Below are 22,711 nucleotides of genomic sequence, written 5' to 3'. Positions count from 1 at the left end.
GGCGGCCGCGCTCACCGGGACCGCCCCGGCGGGCGGGTCAGGGGCGTGTCGCCGGCGGCGGCCACCAGCCCCTCCCAGGCCTCCGTCAGCACCGCGAAGTCCGCCATGTCGTCGCGTGCCTCGTCGAGGAGGCGCGCGCGCCGTCCGGCCAGGTGGTCGGCGAACTCGGCGTACCGGCCGCCGAGTCGGCGGTAGGCGGCGTCGAGGGCGTCGAGCCTGCGGACGTTCTCGCCGGTGTCCAGGCCGGTGCTCTCGCGGGCCAGGGCCGCCACGGCGGCGGGGCGGACCCGGCCGTGTGCGTCCAGGAGGGCGTCACCGGCGTCGGCCATCCGGTCGTAGACGAAGTGGAAGTAGAGCATCGACAGCAGGAACTTGGCGAAGCGGGTCTGGTAGGCGAGGAAGCCGGGTCCCGTCCTGCGTTCGCCCGTGTAGTAGTTGACGATGTTGCGGTTGTGGAGCACGCCGGGCAGCCGCGCGTCGTGCACGAGGTGGATGAGGAAGTAGTCGCTGCCGATGGTGTCCCGGGCCGGTGGCAGCGGCACGCGTTCGCTGACGCTCGGGCCGTGGAAGGCGATGTTGCACATGTCGACCCGCATGGGGTCGACCACGGTCAGCAGCGAGCGGTCCGCCGTGAAGGGCTCGGTGCCCGCGCCGGCGAAGGACTCCTCCACGAGGGCGCGCTTCTGCTCGGCGGACCAGTCCTCCGGCGCCCAGAGGGAGACGACGTCGTGGTAGACGGCGGGGTCGGCGTCCCGTATCCGCGCGATGTCGACGGAGAGTTCGCCGACGAAGGAGCTGCCGACCATGGCGACCCGCCGGCCGAGGAGGTCGTCCGGGAGGCGGACCGGCTCGGTGACGCCGCCCGCGGCGTCGGCGGCGCGTGCGCCGAGGGAGAGCAGCTCGTGGTGGACGGGGAAGACGGTCCGCCCGTCCACGCTCTGGTAGCGGCTGTCGGAGTCCCTGCGGTGGACGGACTCGCAGCCGAGCGCGGCCGCGATCAGGAAGGCGCGGTTGGTGCAGGCGCCGTAGGACAGTCCGTCGGGGAGCATCAGGTCGAGCAGCAGCTCGGGCTTGGCGCTGCCGGAGCGTGCCGTCACGCGGGCCAGGAAGTCGCGCTGGCCGGCCTCGTCGAGGTGGTGCGCGGTGATCCGGGGGTGCGCGGGCAGGCGCCGTACGGCGTCGGCGTGGGCGGCGTGGTCCGCGGGCCCGCAGGAGTCGAGGACCAGCAGATGGACCTCGACGTCGAAGTGGTCGGCGGCGTGGGCGGCTTCCGCGCCGAGGGCCGCGATCGTCTCCGGGCAGTGCCGGTTGGTGGGCAGGGTCAGGCAGATGCGGCGCATGCGGCGTCCCCGGTGGCCTCGTCGGTCGCCCCGTCCGTGGCCGCGTCGGCGTGCCAGGACTTGAGGCCGAGCAGTCTGGCGCCGAGTTCGGTCAGTTCGGCGGGGCCGTAGCGCTCGGACTCGTGCCGGTGGGCGTCGCCGAGGAGGGTGGCGTTCCAGTCGGGGGTGGTGAGGTTCCGCCAGGAGTCGACGCGGGAGTCGCGCAGGGCGTGGTGGGTCTCGAGGGCGGGCATCATCGACAGGTACTGCACGGCGCGCACGCCGTCGCCGGAGATGTTGGGCGCGACGCCGTGGGCCAGCAGGCCGTTCCAGATGAGCAGGTCGCCGGCCTCCAGGTCGGGCCGTACGACGGGCATGTCCTCGCGGTCGATCGCGGGCCGGATGGGGTCGCGGCCGTCGGGCTGGAGGGCCTTCCAGCGGTCGAAGCGCCGGAACAGCTCGGGGCAGCACTGGAAGCCGCCGTGGTCGGGCTTGGTGTCGTTGAGGGCGATGATGCCCTGGACGCGCTGGGGCAGGACGCCCTGCGTGGTGTCGACGTCCCAGTGCAGTTCGATGTCGAAGCCGCGCTCGGGCTTGTCGATGAGGGCGCGGTCCCGGTTGCCCGTGTTGGGCGGGTTGAGGTTGAGCCGGTCCAGGGTGACCCACAGCTCCTCGCAGTCCCAGACGTCGACGAAGGCGTCGTAGACGCGCTGCGCCTGGCGGCTGTCCCAGATGAGCTGGTGCTGGTAGGCCTCGACGAAGCCGTAGATGTGCAGCTCCCGGTCGAGGTCGGAGCGGTACTCGCGCTCCTGGTACCAGGTGTCGGGGCGCTCGGGGTCGAGGCCCTGGAACTCCCAGGCGAAGTCGAGCAGCCGGCGCGCGGAGGAGGCGGGTATGGCCTCCTTCACCACGACGTATCCGTACGTCTGCCAGTGGGCGAAGTCCTCCTCGGACAGCACCCGCAGCGGCCGGGTCTTGTCGAGGTCGCGCAACTGGGTGCGGACCAGGTACGTGTCGGCGTCCGCGCTGAAGTAGGGCAGGTCCGACGGGGCTCGGTGGAGGTAGGAATCGGGCGTCGCCATGGGGTGCTCCAGATCCTCGCCGTCGCCCCGTGCGGGCAACGGCGGTGCGTGCGACGGCGGTCGGGCCGTCGCACCTGAGGTCGGTGGTGGCAGCGGGGCCCGCTCGCGTCACGGGGCGGGAACGGGTCGACGAGGGCGGCTCGGCGGACGGGGGGTCGCCCCGCTCAGGGCGTCGCCCGGTCCACGCTCTCGTCCAAAGGGGTCGTCTCGTCCGGGGTGGTCGTCACGGAAGTCGTCGTACGGGAGGTGTCGCCGCGCGGGCGGCTTCGCAGTCGGCCGCGGCAGGCGCCCGGCGCGGAAACGGCTGTCACAGGTGTCCCTCGCCGAACGTGCGCCTCACAATGGACTAGACCAAGGGAGGGTGTCAACACTCCTTTCGACGAGGTCAGTTGTTACTTCCGAGTTGGGCGGATCCCCTCTTGACACGCCTGGTTAACCTGAACGCGCACCTTCTTGGTCTATACCAAGAATCCTCTCCGAAAGGCTCCGAAAGGCGCGGTCGATGGGCACCAGCAAGCACAGCAGCGAGTTGCGTCGGCTCGCGCTCTCCGTTCTGCAGCCGGGCTTCGTGGGCACCGAGGCGCCCGACTGGGTCCTGCGCGACATCGGCGACGGACTGGCCTCCGTCGTGCTCTTCTCCCGCAACATCGTCTCCACCGAGCAGGTCGCCCGGCTGACTGAACAACTACGCGCGGAGAATCCCGAGTTGATCGTGGCGATCGACGAGGAGGCGGGTGACGTCACCCGGATCGAGTCCGCCACGGGCTCGTCCCGGCCGGGCAACTTCGCGCTCGGCACCGTCGACGACACGGACCTGACCGAGGCCGTCGCCGCCGACCTCGGCCGGCAGCTGCGCACCGCCGGAGTGAGCCTCGACTACGCGCCGAGCGCGGACGTCAACTCCAACCCGGACAACCCGATCATCGGCGTACGCTCCTTCGGCTCGGCCCCCGACGTGGTGTCCCGGCACACCGCCGCGTGGATCCGCGGCCTCCAGTCCTCCGGCGTGGCCGCCTGCGCCAAGCACTTCCCGGGCCACGGGGACGTAGCCGTCGACTCCCACCACGACCTGCCCGCGTACGGGGCCGGGCCGGACGAGATCGCCGCCCAGGCGCTGCCCCCGTTCCGGGCGGCCGTCGCGGCCGGGGTCCGCGCGGTGATGAGCGGTCACCTGCTGGTACCGGCTTACGACCCCGACCTCCCGGCCACGCTGAGCCGGCGCATCCTGCACGACCTGCTCCGCGACGAGCTGGGCTTCGACGGCCTGGTGGTCAGCGACGCCATCGAGATGGGCGCCGTCACCCGCCGGTACGGCATCGACGGCGCCACGGTGAAGGCCGTCGCGGCCGGGGTGGACGCCATCTGCGTCGGCGGCGAGAGCGCCGAGGAGGCCACCACCGCGCTGCTGGTCAAGGCGCTGGTCGCCGCGGTGACGGACGGGGAGCTCCCCGAGGAGCGGCTGGCCGACGCGGCGGGCCGGGTACGGGAGTTCGCCGCCTGGTCGGCCGGGCTGCGGGCCGGCGCCTCGGCCTCCCCGGCACCGGCGGCCGGCGAGGGCATCGGGCAGGTCGCCGCGCGCCGTGCCGTCCGGGTCACCGGCGCCGCGCGCGAGGCCCTGCCGCTGACGGCGCCGCCGCACGTGGTCGAGCTGGCGCCGGTGACCAACATGGCCATCGGCAAGGAGACCCCCTGGGGCGTGGCAGGCCCGCTGCGGGAGCGGCTGCCCGGCACGACCTCGGTACGGGTGCGCGGCCAGGAACTGGAGGAGGGGACGGTGGCGCTGGAGAGCTGCGCCCTCGCACCGGCCGCGGGACGTCCGCTGGTCGTCGTCGCGCGCGACGCGGCCCGGCACACCTGGATGAGCCGCGCCGTGACCGGCCTGACCGCGGCCCGCCCGGACGCGATCGTGGTCGAGATGGGCCTGCCCGGCACCCACGGCGCCGCGGCGGCCCAGATCTTCACCCACGGCGCGAGCGCCGCCTCCGGCGTGGCCGCCGCGGAGATCCTGGCGGGCGCGGACGCCTTCTGAGCGTCCCGCGCCGGGGGCCCCGCCGGCTTCGCGACCGCGCGGCTCAGCGGGCCGTCTGCGTGTGGACGTACTCCGTGAGGCGGGTCAGCGCGTCCGGGTCGGTGGTGGGCAGCACACCGTGGCCGAGGTTGAAGACGTGGCCCTCCAGGCCCGCCGCCGCGTCCAGGATCTCGCGGGTCTTGGTCTCCACCGCCTCGCGCCCGGCGAAGAGGACGGCCGGGTCCAGGTTGCCCTGCAGCGCCTTGCCGGGGCCGACGCGGCGGGCCGCCTCGTCCAGCGGGACACGCCAGTCGACGCCGACGACGTCCGCGCCGGCCTCGCCCAGCAGACCGAGCAGCTCGCCGGTGCCGACGCCGAAGTGGACGCGCGGCACGCCGTACTCCGAGACGGCTTCGAAGACCTTGCGGGAGGCGGGCAGCACCGAGCGGCGGTAGTCCGCGGGAGAGAGGGCGCCGACCCAGGAGTCGAAGAGCTGGACGGCGCTCGCCCCCGCCTCGATCTGTACCCTCAGGAAGGCGGCCGTGATGTCCGCGAGCCGGTCCAGGAGGTCGGCCCACAACTGCGGGTCGCCGTACATGAGCGCCTTGGTGTGCTCGTGGTTGCGGGACGGGCCGCCCTCCACGAGGTAGCTCGCGAGGGTGAACGGCGCACCGGCGAAGCCGATCAGCGGGGTGGCGCCCAGTTCACGGGTGAGCAGGCCGAAGGCCTCGGTGACGTAGGCGACGTCCTCGGGGGTGAGCTGACGCAGCCGTGCCAGGTCCGCGCGGGTGCGGATCGGTTCGGCGATCACCGGTCCGACCCCCGGCTTGATGTCGAGGTCGATGCCGATGGCCTTGAGCGGGACCACGATGTCGCTGAAGTAGACCGCCGCGTCCACGCCATGCCGCCGCACCGGCTGGAGGGTGATCTCGGCGACCAGTTCCGGCCGCATGCAGGACTCGAGCATCGGGATGCCCTCGCGCGCCTTGAGGTACTCCGGCAGCGAGCGCCCCGCCTGCCGCATGAACCACACGGGGGTGTGCGGCACCGGCTCACGCCTGCACGCCCTGAGGAAGGCGGAGTCGTACGTGGCGGTCGGCTGCTTGCCCGCGGGGCTCTGGTTGGCACTCACATCGGCAAGTCTCCCACGAGCCCCGCACGGCGCCGGACCACGGGGGGAACGGCCCGCGCGGGCCCCTCCGAACCGCAGGATCCGGACATCGCGCCCGCACGCGGGTGTCCCTCCCTGCGCCGAGCCGCCGTTCCGCTTAATGTTCCCCGCATGGCTGCGGCTCAGGGACGATTGTCGGACGACGCTGGCGGAACGGACGAGGCGAAGGGGGCCCAGGAGGAGGCCCGGCACAACGGGAACAAGGGGAGTACCGCGCCCTCGGCCTTCACGGCCGCCGTCGAGGCGCTGCGGTCGGCGCGGCTGCGGCCGCAGGTGGAGGTCGAGGCGACACGCGCGCCGCAGCGGCTGGCCCCGTACGCGTATGCCCTGGAGGCCGCGGTCGTCGACGGCGACGAGGACCTGGCGGACGGGCGGCTGGTGCTGCTGCACGATCCGGCCGGCCACGACGGCTGGCACGGGACCTTCCGGCTGGTGACGCTGGTGCGTGCCGAGCTGGAGCCGGAGATGGCCGCGGACCCGCTGCTGCCGGACGTGTGCTGGTCCTGGCTCACCGGCGCGCTGGAGGCGCGCGGACTGGCGTACGGCGAGCCCAGCGGCACGGTCACACGCGCGAGTTCCCACTATTTCGGGGGACTCTCGGCGCGGCCGTCCGCCTCGCAGATCGAGATCCGGGCGTCCTGGACGCCGCGCGAGGGCCTGGGCGGCGTCCCGGACACCGCGGGGCACCTCTCCTCGTGGTGCGATCTGCTGGCCCAGGTCGCGGGTCTGCCGCCGGCGGCGCCCGGCGACGCGTCGGTCGTCACACTGCCGCAGCGACGCGGCCCGCAGTCACGCTGACCGACCAGCCGCACCGACCACCCCAGCGCCCGGCCGTCCCGACGGCCGGGCGCTCCGCTGTGCGGCCACTCCTCCACCCCTCAATCCCTCGCCCGAATTACACCTATTCGTCAGGGCATGACCCCCACCCAGGAAACGTTCCGTCACTTTGTCGACACAGCCACATTCGGCCACGTATCGACAAAGTGCGGAAGCGTTCGATCTTCGAATGATCGACAGTGTGTCCGAATTGCTCGGATTGTTACTCACTAGATCGTGATCATTCTCTAAAGGCGGACGGGCTCGCTGCCGAAGACGACTGTGACCTTGAAAGCACGGTTCGTCCCGGCTTCACCCCCACGAGCCGGCCCCGTCCCGCACCCCAGGAGGCCTGGTGTCCGTTCTCCTCGAGCAGCCTGCAAGCCTGGTCGCCTACCGCCCGAACAAGCCGACCGCCATGGTGGTCGTGGCCGATCAGCGCGTCCGTTCCACCGTCACCCGCCATCTGTGGGCGCTCGGTGTGCGCGACGTCATCGAGGCCTCGTCCGTCGCGGAGGCTCGTCCCCGCATCGGCAACCCCCGCGACATCTGCGTCGCGGAAGTACACCTCCCCGACGGCTCCGGCCTGACCCTGCTGTCGGAGACCCGCGCCGCGGGCTGGCCCAACGGCCTCGCCCTGTCCGCCGCCGACGACATCGGCGCCGTGCGCAACGCCCTCGCCGGCGGCGTCAAGGGCTACGTCGTCACCGGCACCCGCACCAACGTCGGGCTCCCCACCCGCCCGGGCGCCGCCCCCATCGGCGCCGCCGCCGCCCGGCTGCACCGCCGCCACCCGGGCGCCCCGAGCCACCCGGGCGGCTACCGCGAACTCTCCGGCCGCGAGGTCGAGGTGCTGCGGCTGGTCGCGGAGGGCCAGTCCAACAAGGCGATCGGCGTCTCGATGGGCCTGTCCGCCCTGACCGTCAAGAGCCACCTCGCGCGCATCGCCCGCAAGCTCGGCACGGGCGACCGCGCCGGGATGGTCGCGGTGGCCCTGCGCACCGGCATCATCCACTGACCACCCCGCACCTGCCCGCCCCCTCCACTCCCCCACTCCCCCCGCCCCCTCCGCTCCCCTCCCCCGAAGGTCCCGTGCAGCCCGTCTTTCACTGACCTGACTGGTTTACGACCCCCCGGCGCCCACGAAACCGCAGCAGACCGTCCACTGCGAACCACCGGAGGCGCCCCTCCGGACGACGCCGGATCTTCTGCGAGTCAGGCGCCGACCCCCTTGCTCGAACCACGCGAGGGCATTCCACCGGTGATCGCCGACGCCGGCGCCCTCGCCGAAGTGACCGCCGCCTTCGCCGCCGGCCGCGGCCCCGTCGCCGTCGACGCCGAGCGCGCCTCCGGGTACCGCTACGGCCAGCGCGCGTACCTGGTGCAGCTGCGCCGGGAGGGCGCGGGGACCGCGCTGATCGACCCGGTGGCCTGTCCCGACCTCTCCGGCCTCGGCGCGGCGATCGCGGACGCCGAGTGGGTGCTGCACGCCGCCACCCAGGACCTGCCGTGCCTGCGCGAAATAGGGATGGTGCCCACCCGTATCTTCGACACCGAGCTGGCCGGACGGCTCGCGGGGTTCCCGCGCGTCGGGCTGGGCGCGATGGTGGAGAACGTCCTGGGCTTCGTGCTGGAGAAGGGCCACTCGGCCGTCGACTGGTCGACCCGCCCGCTGCCCGAGCCGTGGCTGCGCTACGCGGCGCTCGACGTCGAACTCCTCGTCGACCTGCGCGACGCGCTGGAGAAGGAGCTGGACCGGCAGGGCAAGCTGGAGTGGGCGCGGCAGGAGTTCGACGCGATCGCCTCGGCCCCGCCGCCCGAGCCCCGCAAGGACCCGTGGCGCCGCACGTCCGGCATGCACAAGGTGCGCCGGCGCCGTCAGCTGGCGGTCGTGCGCGAGCTGTGGCAGGCCCGGGACCGGATCGCGCAGCGCCGGGACGTCTCGCCCGGCAAGGTGCTCGGGGACGCGGCGATCGTCGAGGCGGCCCTCGCGCTGCCGCCCAACGCGCACGCGCTGGGCGCGTTGAACGGCTTCGGGCGGGTCGGCCGCCGGCAGCTGGAGCAGTGGCAGGACGCGGTCGACCGGGCCAGGGCGCTGTCCGAGTCGCAGCTGCCCCCGCCGGGCCAGCCGGTCACCGGCCCCCCGCCGCCGCGGGCCTGGGCCGACAAGGACCCGGCCGCCGCGACCCGGCTGACCGCGGCGCGCGCGGCGGTGACGGCGCTCGCCGAGCGGCTGAACATGCCGCAGGAGAACCTGATCACCCCGGACACGGTGCGCCGGGTCTGCTGGGAGCCGCCCGCGGCCGTCGACGCCGAGTCGGTGAGCGCGGCCCTCGCCGGGCACGGGGCCCGGCCCTGGCAGGTGGAGCAGGTGACACCGGTCCTGGTGACGGCGCTGGCCGAGGGCTCGGACTGAGAGCCGCCGACCCGACCCACCGGCCCGTCGTACCGGAGAGCGACCCGGGGTGGCGGGCGGCGGGTTTCGGCCAGGGTGCCGGGTCCGAGGGGCCGCCGACGGGCGCGGGCGCCGGGTCCGGCCGTCCGCCGACGGGCCCGGGCGCCGGGCCGGGCGGGTCCGCCGGCGGTGTGACGGGCGGTGTGACCTTCGCCGCTCCCGCCGGGGGGACTGGGCAGCTACGTTACTCATAAGTAGCATGGGACTGAGCGCGCGCTCAGCGCATGCGTGCCGCAGCAGTGCCACCCCGCACCCTGGAGGAGAGCCATCGTGCCTCGTACCGTCAGGGACGTCGTCTTCGTCGACGGCGTCCGCACCCCGTTCGGCAAGGCGGGCCCGAAGGGCGTCTACCACGAGACCCGCGCCGACGACCTGGTCGTGAAGGCGATCCGGGAGCTGCTGCGCCGCAACCCCGGTCTCGACCCGAAGAAGATCGACGAGGTCGCCGTCGCCGCGACCACGCAGATCGGCGACCAGGGCCTGACCATCGGCCGCACCGCCGGCATCCTGGCGGGCCTGCCCACCTCGGTCCCCGGCTACTCCATCGACCGCATGTGCGCGGGCGCCCTGACCGCCGTCACCACGGTGGCCGGCTCGGTCGCCTTCGGCGCGTACGACGTCGCCGTCGCGGGCGGGGTCGAGCACATGGGCCGCCACCCGATGGGCGAGGGCGTGGACCCGAACCCGCGGTTCGTCAGCGAGAAGCTGGTCGACGAGTCCGCCCTGTTCATGGGCATGACCGCCGAGAACCTGCACGACCGCTACCCGGGCATCACCAAGCAGCGCGCCGACGAGTACGCCGTGCGCTCGCAGGAGAAGGCCGCCAAGGCCTACGCCAACGGCCAGATCCAGGCCGACCTGGTGCCGGTCTCGGTGCGCCGCACCAACGAAGAGGCCGGCGAGACGGGCTGGGGCCTGGTCACCGCCGACGAGCCGATGCGCCCCGGCACCACGCTGGAGAACCTGGCGGGCCTCAAGACGCCGTTCCGGGTGCACGGCCGGGTCACCGCGGGCAACGCGGCCGGTCTGAACGACGGCGCCACCGCCTCGATCATCGCGAGTGAGGACTTCGCCCGCGAGAACGACCTTCCCGTCAAGATGCGCCTGGTGGCGTACTCCTTCGCGGGCGTCGAGCCGGAGGTCATGGGCTACGGCCCGATCCCGGCGACGGAGAAGGCCCTGGCCCAGGCCGGGCTGTCCATCGACGACATCGGCCTGTTCGAGATCAACGAGGCCTTCGCCGTCCAGGTCCTCGCGTTCCTGGAGCACTACGGCATCGCCGACGACGACGCGCGCGTCAACCAGTACGGCGGCGCGATCGCCTTCGGCCACCCGCTGGCCTCCTCGGGCGTCCGGCTGATGACGCAGCTGGCCCGCCAGTTCGAGGAGCAGCCGCACGTCCGCTACGGCCTGACCACCATGTGCGTCGGCTTCGGCATGGGCGCGACGGTCGTCTGGGAGAACCCGCACTTCGAGGGGGACAAGTGAGCACCACCGCAGAGCTGTTGAAGGGTGCGGCCGAGCTGTTCCCGGACGAGGTCGTCACGCAGGCGCACGTACGCCACTTCGACCTGCCCCTCGGCGCGGGCCGCTTCGCGCTGATCACCCTGGACAACGGGCACGACCACAAGAAGCCGACCACCCTCGGCCCGCAGTCGCTGGCGAACATCGACGCCGCGATCGACCAGGTCGAGAAGGAGGCCGCGGACGGCGACATCGTCGGCGTCGGCGTCACCGGCAAGCCGTTCATCTTCGCCGTCGGCGCCGACCTCAAGGGCGTCGAGCTGCTGAAGCGGCACGAGGACGCGCTGGCCATCGGCAAGGGCGGCCACGACGTCCTCAAGCGCCTCGCGAACCTCGCGGTGCCGTCCTTCGCGTACTACAACGGCGCCTCCATGGGCGGCGGCGTCGAGATCGGCCTGCACTGCACCTACCGCACGGTGTCGGCGGCCCTCCCGGCGTTCTCGCTGCCCGAGGTCTTCCTCGGCCTGGTCCCCGGCTGGGGCGGCTGCACGCTGCTGCCGAACCTGATCGGCGCCGACAAGGCCGTCTCGGTGATCATCGAGAACAGCCTCAACCAGAACAAGCAGCTCAAGGGCGCGCAGGTCCACGAACTCGGCATCGCCGACGCGATCTTCGAGGGCGCGGACTTCCTGGAGCAGTCGCTGCTCTGGACGGCGTCCGTCCTCAAGGGCGAGATCGCCGTCGAGCGCCCGGTGATCGACCGCGGCGAGGCCTGGGACCAGGCGGTCGCCAAGGGCCGGTTCATCGCCGACGGCAAGGTGCACGGCGCCGCCCCGGCCGCCTACCGCGCCCTGGACATCATCGCCGCCGCCAAGAACGGCGACCTCCAGCAGGGCTACGACGCCGAGGACGCGGCCCTCGCCGACCTGATCATGGGCGGCGAGCTGCGCTCCGGCATCTACGCCTTCAACCTGGTCCAGAAGCGCGGCAAGCGCCCGGCCGGCGCCCCGGACAAGAACCTGGCCCGCCCGGTCACCAAGGTGGGCGTCGTCGGCGCCGGTCTGATGGCCTCCCAGCTGGCGCTGCTCTTCCTGCGCCGCCTGGAGGTGCCGGTCGTCCTGACCGACATCGACCAGGAGCGCGTCGACAAGGGTGTGGGCTACGTCCACGCCGAGATCGACAAGCTGCTCGGCAAGGGCCGTGTCAACCAGGACAAGGCGAACCGGCTGAAGGGCCTCGTCTCCGGCGTGCTGGACAAGGCCGAGGGCTTCGCGGACGCGGACTTCGTCATCGAGGCCGTCTTCGAGGAGATGGGCGTCAAGCAGAAGGTCTTCGCCGAGGTCGAGGCCGTGGCGCCCGCGCACGCGATCCTCGCCACGAACACCTCCTCGCTCTCCGTCTCCGAGATGGCCTCGAAGCTGAAGCACCCCGAGCGGGTCGTCGGCTTCCACTTCTTCAACCCGGTCGCGATCCTCCCCCTGCTGGAAATCGTCCGCGGCGAGCAGACCGACGAGGCCGCGCTGGCCACGGCGTTCGGCGTCGCCAAGAAGCTGAAGAAGACCGCGGTCCTCGTCAAGGACGCCCCGGCGTTCGTGGTCAACCGCATCCTGACCCGCTTCATGGGCGAGATCCAGAACGTCATCGACGAGGGCACCCCGGTGCCGGTGGCGGAGAAGGCGGTGGAGCCGCTCGGCCTGCCGATGTCCCCGCTGGTCCTCCTCGAACTGGTCGGCCCGGCCATCGGCCTGCATGTCTCGGAGACCCTCAACCGGGCCTTCCCCGAGCGCTTCACGGTCTCCCCGAACCTAAAGGCGGTCGTCGAGGCCGGCAAGCGCGGCTTCTACGTCTACGACAGCGGAAAGCCCGAGCTGGACCCGGAGGTCGCCGCGCTCCTCAAGCAGGGCGACTCCGTCCTCACCGAGGAGCAGGTCCGCGACCGCGTCCTGGACGCGGTGGCCCAGGAGATCGGCCTGATGCTCGACGAGGGCGTCGTCGCCGAGGCCCAGGACATCGACCTCTGCCTGATCACCGGCGCCGGCTGGCCCTTCCACCTGGGCGGCGTCACGCCGTACCTGGACCGCGAGGGCGTCGCCGAGCGCGTGAACGGGAAGCGGTTCCTGGCGGCCGGCGTGGCGAGCGTGCCCGCGTAACGGCCGTACAACGACGACTGAGGGGCCCCTGCCGAGGCGGGGCCCCTCTTCTCGTGCCTGGCCGCGCGGGGCGGTGCAGGGGGCCGTCAGACGGCCTGCCAGGCCCCCAGCGCCAGACCCGCCTCGTCCTTCTGCCGGCTCAGCAGCAGCTGACCGCCGGACGGGGACAGCGTCGCCGCCACCACCCGCCCGTCGGCGTCCCGGGCCAGGGACACCAGGGCGTCGTCCGGCAGCGCGGGCCCCGACTCCGTCCAGCTCGCGCCGAGTTCCTCCTGCTCCGAGGGGTAGGCGGCGAAGACGACGCGGCCGCTGCCGGCCGAGCGCTGGGCGACGAGCGTGCAGTCGTGGCCGTCTATCGCGGCGCGGGTGGCGGCGACGGGGCCGGGACCGGCCGCGGACAGCAGGGGCACGGGCTTCGTACCGGGGCGCCACACGCACAGGCGGTCCGAGCCGTCGGTGAAGAACAGGGTGGTGGACTCGTCCGAGGTGGCCAGGGCGCGCAGGGTCCCTGGGCGGGCCTCGCACTCCACGGCCTCCACCAGGTCGAACCGGGTGGCGGGCTCCTCCTGGCGCCAGTACTGGAGCGTGCCGGAGCCGGCGGCGTACACCTCCATGCGTCCGGCCCGGCCGGGCACGGCGGCGGGCGGGCCCTGGAGGTCGGCGCCCTTGAGGTCGCGCCAGGGGTGCCAGCCGCCCTTGTACTTCTGGGCGAGCTTGGAGACCCCGCCGCCCTCGTTGCGCGCGAAGACGTGCCCGCGGCCCTGGTCGTCGACCGCGACGGCGGGCCCGCCGGTGATCCCGCCCTTGCCGTCGGGATGGCCGGCCGGGGCCCAGTCGAGGGGCGCGAGGAGCGGGCGGAAGTGGGTGGTGTGGACCAGCTCCGCCCCGCCGGAGGGGGTGGGGGACCAGGCGGCCAGGTGCGTGTAGCCGTCGGCACCCCGGCCGATCCCCGCGACGGAGCTGAGCCGCCGGTCGCCGCCGATCCTGCGGGCGGCGGTCCAGGCACCGCCCGCAAGCTCCTCCGCCCGCCACAGGACGGCGTCCTGGGCCATCAGGTAGACACTGAGTCGGCCGTCCCGGCCGCGTATGAGCCACTCGCCGTTCACCTGATCATTTTATGCCGCCGTCCCCCGGGCTGTCCCGGGGGTGTGCGTGCGACCCTGGCGGCATGGACGCTGAGGGCAGGCAGGACGGCACCGCGCTCGTGGTCGTGGACGCCGCGAACGTCGTCGGGTCGGTGCCCGACGGCTGGTGGCGGGACCGGCACGGGGCCGCGGAGCGGCTGCGGGACCGGCTGGCGGCGGACGGGGTGCCGGGGCGGTCCGGGCCGGTGGAAATCGTGCTCGTCGTCGAGGGCGCGGCCCGCGGGGTGGAGTCCGTGCCCGGCGTGCGGGTGGAGGCGGCGCCCGGCAGTGGCGACGACCACATGGTCGCGCTGGTCGCGCGGACGGCCGGGGAGCGCCCCGTGCTGGTCGTGACCGCCGACCGCGAGCTGCGCCGCCGGGTGACGGCGCTGGGCGCGGAGGTGGCGGGCCCGAGGACGGTACGCCCCGTCTGAAGCCCGGCCCCGCGGACCGTTTCCGCCGGCACTCCCGCCCCCCGCCTACGGGGCTCCCGTCCGGTCGGCCGGGGCCTCCTCGCCGCGCGCCAGGCGGCTGTGGGTGCGGCCGTAGAGGAAGTACACGACGAAGCCGATCGCCATCCAGATGCCGAAGCGGACCCAGGTCTCGGCGGGCAGGTTGAGCATCAGCCACAGCGAGGCGGCCACCGACACGATCGGCAGCAGCGGGACCAGCGGGGTGCGGAAGGCGCGGGGCAGGTCGGGGCGGGTGCGGCGCAGGATGATCACGCTGATCGCGACGACGACGAAGGCGAAGAGCGTGCCGATGTTCACCAGTTCGGCCAGCTCGCTCAGGCTGGTGAAGCCGGCCACGATCGCGATGACCACGCCGAGCAGGATGGTCGGCCGGTACGGGGTGCGGAACTTCGGGTGGACGTGGGAGAAGAAGCGCGGCAGCAGCCCGTCGCGGCTCATCGCGAAGAACACCCGGCTCTGGCCGAGCAGCAGGATCATGCAGACCGTCGTCAGGCCGACGGCGGCCCCGAAGCTGATCACACCGGAGAAGAACGGGTGCCCCGTGGCCTTGAACGCGTCGGCGAGCGGGGCGTCGACGGAGAGCTGGGTGTAGTGCTGCATGCCGGTGACGACGATGGAGACGCCGACGTACAGCAGGGTGCAGATGATCAGCGAGCCGAGGATGCCGCGGGGCATGTCGCGCTGCGGGTTCTTGGTCTCCTCGGCGGCCGTGGCGACGACGTCGAAGCCGATGAAGGCGAAGAAGACGACCGAGGCGGCGGTGAAGATGCCCATCACCCCGAAGTTGGACGGCGCCCAGCCGAACATCAGCTGGACCAGGGGCGAGTGCAGGCCCCCGCCCGCCTCCACGGGCTGCGCCTTCGGGATGAACGGGTCGTAGTTGGCGCCCTTGACGAAGAAGGCGCCCGCGACGATCACGATGAGGACGACGGCGACCTTGATGGCGACGACGACCGAGGTGACCCGCGCCGACAGCTTCATGCCGAGGACGAGGATCGCGGTGAGCACCAGCACCAGGGCGGCGGCGAGGATGTCGAAGCCGAAGCCGTCGGCGCCGTCCCGGCCGCCCAGCTCGGCGGGCAGGTGCCAGCCCGCGTTGTCCAGCAGTGAGCGGAGGTAGCCCGACCAGCCGACGGCCACCACCGCCGTGCCGAGCGCGAACTCCAGAATCAGGTCCCAGCCGATGATCCAGGCCGGCAGTTCGCCCAGCGAGGCGTAGGAGAAGGTGTACGCCGATCCGGCCACCGGCACCGAGGAGGCGAACTCGGCGTAGCAGAGCGCGGCGAGGGCGCAGACGACGCCGGCGAGGACGAAGGCCAGGGCCACGGAGGGCCCGGCGTTGTCCTTGGCGACCGTGCCGGTCAGGACGAAGATGCCGGTGCCGATGACGACGCCGATGCCGAAGACGGTCAGGTCGAGGGCCGACAGGGACTTCTTGAGCCCGTGCTCCGGTTCCTCCGTGTCACTGATCGACTGCTCGATCTTCTTGGTCCTGAAGATACTGCTGCTGCTCACGGGTCCTCCCACGCTTGTCGTCCTCGACATGATCGAGAGGGGGCGTACTGCGTATGCCCCGGCGTGGGCGCATTCACGCGGATGGACCGGTTCCGCTACTGCAACGAGTGGGGGAACCGGCCCATTCGGCCGAGCGGGGAGTGCGCGGCGTCAGTCGCGCGCGGCCTCCACCTGGTCCACCTCGGCACCCGCCCGGTCGTACCGGCCGTCGAGCTTGGCGACCAGGCCGGTCACCTGGCGCGCGATGTCGGGCGCGGTGAGCCCGATCTCGGCGAGGACCTCGGCGCGGGTGGCGTGGTCGAGGAAGCGCGGCGGGATGCCGAAGTCGCGCAGCGGCACGTCGACGCCCGCGTCGCGCAGGGCCTGGGCGACGGCGGAGCCGACCCCGCCGACGCGGGAGTTGTCCTCGACGGTGACGACCACGCGGTGCCGCTCGGCGAGCGGGGCCATGGCCTCGTCGACGGGCTTGACCCAGCGCGGGTCGACCACGGTGGTGGAGATGCCCTGCTTGTTCAGCAGGTCGGCGACCTCCAGGCACATCGGCGCCAGGGCGCCGACGGAGACCAGGAGGACGTCGGGGGTGTCGGTGCCGGGGGCGCGCAGGACGTCCATGCCGCCGACCCGTCCGACGGCGGGCACGGCGGGGCCGACGGCGCCCTTGGAGAAGCGGACCACGGTCGGCGCGTCGTCGACCTCGACGGCCTCGCGCAGCTGGGCGCGGACCTGGTCGGCGTCGCGCGGGGCGGCGAGCCTGAGGCCGGGGACGACCTGGAGGATCGACATGTCCCACATGCCGTTGTGCGAGGCGCCGTCGGTGCCGGTGACACCGGCGCGGTCCAGGACGAAGGTCACGCCGCACTTGTGCAGGGCCACGTCCATCAGGACCTGGTCGAAGGCGCGGTTGAGGAAGGTGGCGTACACGGCGAAGACCGGGTGGACGCCGCCGTGCGCGAGGCCGGCCGCGGAGACGGCGCCGTGCTGCTCGGCGATGCCGACGTCGTAGACCCGGTCGGGGAAGGCCTTGGCGAACTTCTCCAGGCCGACCGGCTGGAGCATGGCCGCCGTGATGGCGACGACGTCGCGGCGCTCCTCGCCGAGCTTGAGCATCTCCTCGCCGAAGACGCTGGTCCAGTCGGCGCCGGAGGAGGAGATGGGCAGGCCCGTGTCGGGGTGGATCTTGCCGACGGCGTGGAAGCGGTCGGCCTCGTCCGCCAGGGCGGGCTGGTAGCCGCGGCCCTTCTCGGTGAGGCAGTGCACGATGACCGGGCCGCCGAAGCGCTTGGCGCGGGTGAGGGCGGACTCCAGGGCCTCGACGTCGTGGCCGTCGATCGGGCCGACGTACTTCAGGCCGAGGTCCTCGAACATGCCCTGCGGGGCGATGAAGTCCTTCAGGCCCTTCTTGGCGCCGTGCAGGGTGTCGTAGAGCGGGCGGCCGACGACCGGGGTGCGCTCCAGGAGGTCCTTGCCGCGGGCCAGGAAGCGCTCGTAGCCGTCGGTGGTGCGCAGGGTCGCCAGGTGGTCGGCGAGGCCGCCGATGGTGGGGGCGTAGGAGCGCTCGTTGTCGTTGACGACGATGACCAGGGGGCGGTCCTTGGCGGCGGCGATGTTGTTCAGCGCCTCCCAGGCCATGCCGCCGGTGAGGGCTCCGTCGCCGATGACGGCGACGACGCGGTCGTCGCGCTCCATGACCTGGTTGGCCTTGGCGATGCCGTCGGCCCAGCCGAGGACCGTGGAGGCGTGGCTGTTCTCGATGACGTCGTGCTCGGACTCGCCCTGCGAGGGGTAGCCGGACAGGCCGCCCTTCATCTTCAGCTTGGAGAAGTCCTGGCGGCCGGTGAGCAGCTTGTGGACGTAGGACTGGTGGCCGGTGTCCCAGAGCACCTTGTCCTTCGGCGAGTCGAAGACGCGGTGCAGGGCGAGGGTCAGTTCCACCACGCCGAGGTTGGGGCCGAGGTGGCCGCCGGTCTTGGACACGGCGTCGACGAGGAAGGTACGGATCTCCTCGGCCAGCTGGTTCAGCTCTTCCAGGCTGAGCCGGTCCAGATCGCGCGGTCCCGTGATGCGGGTCAGCAGCGGCACCCGTGCCTCCTTGCAGTAGAGCTGTTGCCGGGCCTGCCCGAGTCTAATGTTCCGCCGTGGCGGAACGTGTCCGGGCGGTGCGTCGTACGTCACGCGTTCGGCCTTACCCAGCGGCGGACCCTTCTACGTCTGCCCCGCCGGCCGCCCCGCGACGCCCCCGACGGGACCGACCGGAACGCAGCGGTCCGCCCGCCCCGGTCGGCACGGGGCCGGACGGGACGGGCGGACCGCTGTGGCCGGCCGGATGCGCGCTACGCGCGCCCGGCCGTCTTCTGCGTCTTGCGGGTGACCGCGTCGATGACGACGGTCGCGAGGAGCACACCGCCGGTGATCATGTACTGGACCGGCGAGGCGATGCCCTGCAGGGCGAGGCCGTACTGGATCGAGACGATGACCATCACACCGAGCAGCGCGTCCCACGTGCGGCCGCGGCCGCCGAAGAGGGACGTGCCGCCGATCACGGCCGCGGCGATGACGTTCATCAGGAACTCACCGGTACCCGCGCCCTGGTTGGCGGACGCGATCTTCGACGCGACGAAGAGGCCGCCGATCGCGGCGAAGGTGCCGGCGATCGCGAAGACCGAGATCCGCACCAGCTCCACGTTGATGCCGGCCCGGCGGGACGCCTCGACGCTGCCGCCGAGCGCGAAGATCTTGCGACCGTAGGCGGTGCGGCGCAGGACGAAGTCCGTGAGCAGCAGGAACGCCAGGAAGATCACCACGGCCAGCGGCAGGCCCTTGTACTGGTTGAAGACGATCGCGACGACGAAGGCCAGCACGGCCAGCAGCACCGTGCGGACGATGATCTCGCTCAGCGGCCGGGACGGCACCCCGGCGGCGGCGCGGCGGCGGTTGTCGAAGAAGGCGGAGAGGAAGTAGCCCGCCGTCACGACGATCGCCAGGCCGTAGGCGGCCGCCACGTCGCTGAAGTAGTAGCTGGTCAGCTTGACGACGATGCCGTCGCTGTCCAGGTTGATGGTGCCGTTGCTGCCGAGGATCTGCAGCATGGCGCCCTGCCAGAACAGCAGGCCGGCCAGCGTGACGGCGAAGGCCGGGACACCGATCCTGGCGAAGAAGAAGCCGTGCAGCGCGCCGGCCACGGTGCCGGTGAGGATGGCCAGGACCAGGGCCAGGACCTCGTTCATCCCGTGCGTGATGTTGAGCACGGCGAAGGTGGCGCCCGCGACACCGCTGACCGAACCGACCGACAGGTCGATCTCGCCGAGCAGCAGCACGAAGACGATGCCGACAGCGATCATGCCGGTGCCGACCATCGCGACCGACATGTCGGAGAAGTTGCCGGCGGTGAGGAAGTTGGAGTTGAGGCTGGTGAAGATGGCCCAGATGACCAGCAGACCGACCACGACCGGGATGGACCCGAGGTCGCCGGCCTTCATCTTCCGCTTGAACTCGCCGAGGTAGCCGGCGAAGCCCTGCTCGCGCACCAGCAGCCGCGGGTCGACCACGGCGACCGCGGCGGGGGCCGCGTCGGGGTTCTCCGCCGACGTCTCGTCGGCGGGTGCTGAGGTCTTGTCGATGCTCACTTCTTGATCTCCCCATTGGTGCGCGCCGCACGACGGGTCACGGCGTTCTCCGTGGCGCCCGTGATGGCGGAGATGATCTCTTCCTGGGAGGTCGACTTGACCTCGAAGATGCCGTTGTTGCGTCCGAGGCGCAGCACGGCGACCTTGTCCGCGACGGCCTTGACGTCGGCCATGTTGTGGCTGATGAGGATGACGGCGTGGCCGCGCTCGCGCAGCCGCTCGACCAGGTCGAGGACCTGCGCCGTCTGCTCGACGCCGAGGGCGGCGGTCGGCTCGTCGAGGATGACCAGCTTGGGCTCGCCGAGCATGGAGCGGGCGATCGCCACGACCTGGCGCTGACCGCCGGAGAGCGAGGCGATCGGGATGCGGACGCTGGGTATGCGGATGGACAGCGTGTCCAGCAGCTCCCGGGAGCGGCGCTCCATCTCCACCTCGTCCAGGACGCCGCGCTTGCGGATCTCCCGGCCCAGGTAGAGGTTGCCGACGACGTCGATGTTGTCGCACAGCGCGAGGTCCTGGTAGACGGTCGCGATACCGAGGCTCTGGGCGTCGTGCGGCCTGTTGATGGAGACGGACCGGCCGCCCCACTCGATGGCGCCCTCGTCGATGGGGTGCACGCCGGCGATCGTCTTGACCAGCGTGGACTTTCCGGCACCGTTGTCGCCCACCAGGGCGACCACCTCACCGGCGTGGACCTCAAGCTCTACGTCGGTGAGCGCCTGGACGGCACCGAATCGCTTGGAGACCCCGCGCAACGCCAGCACGGGCGTAGCGGACACGTGAACCAACTCCTTCGCCGCCTGACCCGGCGGGAGGTTGTGCAGCAGTTATGTATGGGGGGTGTTCCGTCCGGCGCCCCGCGCAGCGTGCGGGGCTGGTGTGGGCGGGGCGCCGGAGGAGCGGGGGCGGAGGTCCCGGGCGGCTCGGCCGGCCCGGGGCGCGGGTCCGCCTACTTCAGGCCGATCTTGTCGCACGCGGCCTTGTACCGGTCGGTGCAGATCTCGTCGACCGTGTAGAAACCGTCCTTGACGACGGTCTCCTTGATGTTGTCCTTGGTCAGCGAGACGACCGGGACGAGGACGGCCGGAACGTCCTTGACGGTGCCGTTGTCGATCTTGCTGGTGGCGATGGAGTCGAGCGACTTCCCCTGAGCCAGGGCGACGGCCATCTCGGCGGCGACCTCGCCCTCCTTCGGGTAGGACTTGAAGACGCTCATGTACTGCTCGCCGGTGACGATGCGCTGCACGGCGTTCAGCTCGGCGTCCTGCCCGGTGACCGGGATGTCGGCGATACCGGCCCGCTTCAGGGCGGTGATGAGACCGCCCGCCATGCCGTCGTTGGCGGAGTAGACGCCGTCGATCTTGTCCTTGCCGAGGGCGGAGATCGCCGCGTCCATGTTCGCGTTGGCGTTCTCCGCCTTCCACTCCTTGGTGTCGTACTCGCGGCCGATCTTCACCTTACCGTCGAGGACGGAGTGGGCGCCCTCCTTGTACTGGGCGGCGTTCGGGTCCGTGGAGGAACCGTTCATCATGACGACCTGGCTGTCCTTGGCCTTGTCGCCCAGCGCCTCCAGGAGCGCCTCGGCCTGCGTCTTGCCGACGGTGAAGTTGTCGAACGAGGTGTAGGCGTCGATCGGGCCCTCGGCCAGGCGGTCGAAGGCGACGACCTTGATGCCGGCGTCGTGGGCCTTCTTGACGGAGCCGGCGATGGACTTGAAGTCCACCGCGTCCACGATCAGCGCGTCGACCTTGTTGGTCACCATCGTGTCGACCTGCTGCGCCTGCAGGCTGGCGTCCTGCTTGGCGTTGGCGTACTGGATCTTGCCCTTGTTGTTCGTGAGCTCCTTGACCTTCTTCTCGATCAAGGGCTTGTCGAACTTCTCGTACCGCGCGGTCTGGTTCTCCGGAAGAAGCAGGCCGACCGTGATGTCGTCGCCCTTCTTCGCCGCCGAGTCGGAGTCGTTGTTGTCGCTGGACTCCTTGGCACTGCCACAGGCGGCGAGCGAGACGGCCATGGCGCCGGTGGCGAGGGCAACGGCGGCACGACGCATACGCGTGTTCACTTCACAAACCTCCCTGACGAGGCCGCGTCGCTGCGGCCGAGGTGGCTGGAAGTCAACTCGGCCGCACGTGCGACGTCAAGAAGTAAATCCTTAACGAGATGACAACGGTGCCATCCGTGCTCTAAGTGAAGGCATGCGTCGCCGCCGGCAGAGCGCCGGTCGCGCCTCCGTCGAGCAGCGTCGAGTCGCCCATCTCACTGAGCGCCAGGGCCAGGGCGCCGAGCACTTCCGCACGGCCGCCAAGTGCCCCCGGGAGCACGGTAAGGCGCCGCGCCGCACTGGGGATGGCATAGCGTCCGACGGATTCTCTTATGGGCCCGAGGACCAGTTCGCCGGCCTCGGCGAGATCGCCGCCGAGGACGACCCGGCTCGGGTTGAGCAGGTTGCAGAGGTGGGCGACTCCGCTGCCGATGTGGCGGCCGACGTCGGCGATCACCCGACGGCAGCCCGGGTCGCCGTCCCGCGCCAGCCGCACGATGCCCTCCATCGTCAGGCCGGTGCCGTGGCTGGGCTGGAGCAGCGGCAGCACATAGCGTGCTGCGGCGAAGGTCTCCAGGCAACCCCGGTTTCCGCAGCGGCAGACCGGGCCGCCCTCGTCGAGGGTGATGTGGCCGATCTCCCCCGCCGTGCCGCCGGGACCGCGGTAGATCTTCCCGTTGATCACCAGGCCCGCGCCGACACCGCTGGCGACCTTGATGTACGCCAGGTCCCGCACCCCCCGGCCGCTCCCCCAGACCAGCTCGCCCAGCGCGCCGAGGTTGGCGTCGTTGTCCACGTGCACCGGAACGCCGAGCCGGCCCCGCAGTTCCTCGGCGGGCCGGATGCCGCTCCAGCCGGGCAGGATCGCCGTCGAGCCCAGCGTCCCGGACTCCACGTCGATCGGCCCGGGCACGCCGAGGCCCACTCCGGCGATCTTGGCACGGTCGACGCCGGTGGCCGTGATCAGGCGGCTGACCAGCTGTTCCGCCCGGTCGAAGCCCTGGTCCGAGGAAGCGTCGACGTCCAGCGGCTCGGACTCCTCGGCGAGCACCTGGTGGGCGAGGTTCCCGACCGCGACACGCAGGTGGGTGTGTCCGAAGTCGACGCCGATGACGATACCGGCGTCCCCGCTCAGCGAGACGCTGCGGGCCCGGCGTCCGCCCGCGGAGGTGGGGGTGACCTCGACGGTCCCGCCGTTCTTCAGTTCCCGCACGATGTTCGAGACCGTGGCCGCGGACAGCCCCGTCGTCCTCGCGATCTCCGCCTGCGTGAGCGACCCGGCGAGCCGTACCGCCCGTACGACGCGTTCCAGGTTGGCTCGGTGCAGCGACGACTGCGACCCGGGAGTCTCCACGACGACCTCCTGCGCGCGGGGCCGCTTCGATGAGACCCCGTCCAATGTCCAACTAGTGAACTCTAAGCTGAGCCGTTCGGGTCGCCTCCCGTCAAGAGGTTGAACCGCATCCGGGT

General features: G+C 72.0%; 17 protein-coding genes. 7 read left to right on the top strand and 10 right to left on the bottom strand.

Annotated features, from left to right (window positions below; genetic code table 11):
- Positions 1 to 11: 11 nt before the first annotated feature.
- Both IG94_RS0127565 and IG94_RS0127560 read right to left on the bottom strand, forming a co-directional pair.
- A complete protein-coding gene (locus IG94_RS0127565) occupies positions 12 to 1,340 on the bottom strand; it encodes a DUF6271 family protein (RefSeq protein WP_031042873.1) in 1,329 nt (442 codons plus the stop codon).
- Positions 1,322 to 2,401, bottom strand: a complete 1,080-nt coding sequence (locus IG94_RS0127560) for a phytanoyl-CoA dioxygenase family protein (protein ID WP_031042870.1) — start codon at positions 2,399 to 2,401, stop codon at positions 1,322 to 1,324. Before IG94_RS0127560 ends, IG94_RS0127565 begins: the two co-directional genes overlap by 19 nt.
- 502 nt (positions 2,402 to 2,903) lie before the next feature.
- Between IG94_RS0127560 and IG94_RS0127555 the strand changes: the two genes are divergently transcribed.
- Complete coding sequence (locus IG94_RS0127555; protein WP_031042867.1) at positions 2,904 to 4,430, top strand: glycoside hydrolase family 3 protein; 1,527 nt, start codon at positions 2,904 to 2,906, stop codon at positions 4,428 to 4,430.
- Between the two features lie 43 nt (positions 4,431 to 4,473).
- Here the strand turns inward: IG94_RS0127555 and hemE are convergent, their stop codons facing one another.
- Positions 4,474 to 5,541 (bottom strand): uroporphyrinogen decarboxylase, encoded by a 1,068-nt coding sequence (hemE, locus tag IG94_RS0127550; RefSeq protein ID WP_031042864.1) that lies wholly within the window; start codon positions 5,539 to 5,541, stop codon positions 4,474 to 4,476.
- A gap of 150 nt (positions 5,542 to 5,691) precedes the next feature.
- On the opposite strand from hemE, the gene IG94_RS0127545 reads away from it, so the two are divergent.
- The 5 genes from IG94_RS0127545 (at position 5,692) to IG94_RS0127525 (ending at position 12,465) form a co-directional block, all read left to right on the top strand.
- The gene (locus tag IG94_RS0127545; protein WP_031042861.1) at positions 5,692 to 6,378 is read left to right on the top strand and encodes a DUF3000 domain-containing protein; all 687 of its coding nucleotides are present in this window, start codon (positions 5,692 to 5,694) and stop codon (positions 6,376 to 6,378) included.
- A 373-nt stretch (positions 6,379 to 6,751) separates the two neighbouring features.
- Positions 6,752 to 7,414, top strand: coding sequence for a helix-turn-helix transcriptional regulator (locus IG94_RS0127540; RefSeq protein ID WP_031042859.1), 663 nt, complete (start codon positions 6,752 to 6,754; stop codon positions 7,412 to 7,414).
- Between the two features lie 96 nt (positions 7,415 to 7,510).
- Positions 7,511 to 8,812 carry a ribonuclease D gene (locus IG94_RS0127535; RefSeq protein ID WP_078892445.1) on the top strand — a complete coding sequence of 434 codons (1,302 nt, stop codon included), beginning with the start codon at positions 7,511 to 7,513 and terminating at the stop codon, positions 8,810 to 8,812.
- A gap of 309 nt (positions 8,813 to 9,121) precedes the next feature.
- On the top strand, positions 9,122 to 10,339 hold the full coding sequence (locus IG94_RS0127530; RefSeq protein WP_031042853.1) for an acetyl-CoA C-acyltransferase: 1,218 nt from the start codon (positions 9,122 to 9,124) through the stop codon (positions 10,337 to 10,339).
- Positions 10,336 to 12,465 carry a 3-hydroxyacyl-CoA dehydrogenase NAD-binding domain-containing protein gene (locus IG94_RS0127525; protein WP_031042849.1) on the top strand — a complete coding sequence of 710 codons (2,130 nt, stop codon included), beginning with the start codon at positions 10,336 to 10,338 and terminating at the stop codon, positions 12,463 to 12,465. Before IG94_RS0127530 ends, IG94_RS0127525 begins: the two co-directional genes overlap by 4 nt.
- Before the next feature lie 86 nt (positions 12,466 to 12,551).
- On the opposite strand, the gene IG94_RS0127520 is transcribed toward IG94_RS0127525, so the two are convergent.
- Entirely contained in the window at positions 12,552 to 13,571 is a 1,020-nt protein-coding gene (locus tag IG94_RS0127520) for a DUF8189 domain-containing protein (RefSeq protein WP_031042844.1), read from the bottom strand.
- A 62-nt stretch (positions 13,572 to 13,633) separates the two neighbouring features.
- Here IG94_RS0127520 and IG94_RS0127515 point away from each other — a divergent pair, with 62 nt between their 5' ends.
- Entirely contained in the window at positions 13,634 to 14,023 is a 390-nt protein-coding gene (locus IG94_RS0127515) for a PIN domain-containing protein (RefSeq protein ID WP_031042842.1), read from the top strand.
- Between the two features lie 45 nt (positions 14,024 to 14,068).
- Here IG94_RS0127515 and IG94_RS0127510 read toward each other — a convergent pair whose 3' ends face one another.
- The 6 genes from IG94_RS0127510 to IG94_RS0127485 form a co-directional block, all read right to left on the bottom strand.
- Positions 14,069 to 15,577 carry an amino acid permease gene (locus IG94_RS0127510; RefSeq protein WP_031042839.1) on the bottom strand — a complete coding sequence of 503 codons (1,509 nt, stop codon included), beginning with the start codon at positions 15,575 to 15,577 and terminating at the stop codon, positions 14,069 to 14,071.
- Positions 15,578 to 15,727: 150 nt separating this feature from the next.
- Positions 15,728 to 17,656 (bottom strand): 1-deoxy-D-xylulose-5-phosphate synthase, encoded by a 1,929-nt coding sequence (dxs, locus tag IG94_RS0127505; protein ID WP_031042837.1) that lies wholly within the window; start codon positions 17,654 to 17,656, stop codon positions 15,728 to 15,730.
- 251 nt (positions 17,657 to 17,907) lie between these two features.
- A complete protein-coding gene (locus IG94_RS0127500; protein WP_031042834.1) occupies positions 17,908 to 19,200 on the bottom strand; it encodes a sugar ABC transporter permease in 1,293 nt (430 codons plus the stop codon).
- Positions 19,197 to 19,988, bottom strand: a complete 792-nt coding sequence (locus IG94_RS0127495; protein WP_031042831.1) for an ATP-binding cassette domain-containing protein — start codon at positions 19,986 to 19,988, stop codon at positions 19,197 to 19,199. Before IG94_RS0127495 ends, IG94_RS0127500 begins: the two co-directional genes overlap by 4 nt.
- Positions 19,989 to 20,149: 161 nt before the next feature.
- Positions 20,150 to 21,250: an ABC transporter substrate-binding protein gene (locus IG94_RS0127490; protein WP_031042829.1), complete on the bottom strand. Its 1,101-nt coding sequence runs from the start codon at positions 21,248 to 21,250 to the stop codon at positions 20,150 to 20,152.
- Positions 21,251 to 21,383: 133 nt separating this feature from the next.
- Positions 21,384 to 22,595: an ROK family transcriptional regulator gene (locus IG94_RS0127485; RefSeq protein WP_031042827.1), complete on the bottom strand. Its 1,212-nt coding sequence runs from the start codon at positions 22,593 to 22,595 to the stop codon at positions 21,384 to 21,386.
- Between the last annotated feature and the right edge of the window lie 116 nt (positions 22,596 to 22,711).

The organism is Streptomyces olivaceus (genome assembly GCF_000721235.1).
GTDB classification, from domain to species: domain Bacteria; phylum Actinomycetota; class Actinomycetes; order Streptomycetales; family Streptomycetaceae; genus Streptomyces; species Streptomyces olivaceus.
The sequence above is the reverse complement of the archived record's forward strand: the minus strand, read 5'-3'. Positions and strand labels throughout refer to the sequence as shown.

Bases quoted from the DNA above. Each gene is read 5' to 3' on its own strand.
- IG94_RS0127565 (WP_031042873.1), bottom strand. From the start codon at position 1,340: ATGCGCCGCATCTGCCTGACCCTGCCCACCAACCGGCACTGCCCGGAG.
- IG94_RS0127560 (WP_031042870.1), bottom strand. From the start codon at position 2,401: ATGGCGACGCCCGATTCCTACCTCCACCGAGCCCCGTCGGACCTGCCC.
- IG94_RS0127555 (WP_031042867.1), top strand. From the start codon at position 2,904: ATGGGCACCAGCAAGCACAGCAGCGAGTTGCGTCGGCTCGCGCTCTCC.
- IG94_RS0127545 (WP_031042861.1), top strand. From the start codon at position 5,692: ATGGCTGCGGCTCAGGGACGATTGTCGGACGACGCTGGCGGAACGGAC.
- IG94_RS0127515 (WP_031042842.1), top strand. From the start codon at position 13,634: ATGGACGCTGAGGGCAGGCAGGACGGCACCGCGCTCGTGGTCGTGGAC.
- IG94_RS0127490 (WP_031042829.1), bottom strand. From the start codon at position 21,250: ATGCGTCGTGCCGCCGTTGCCCTCGCCACCGGCGCCATGGCCGTCTCG.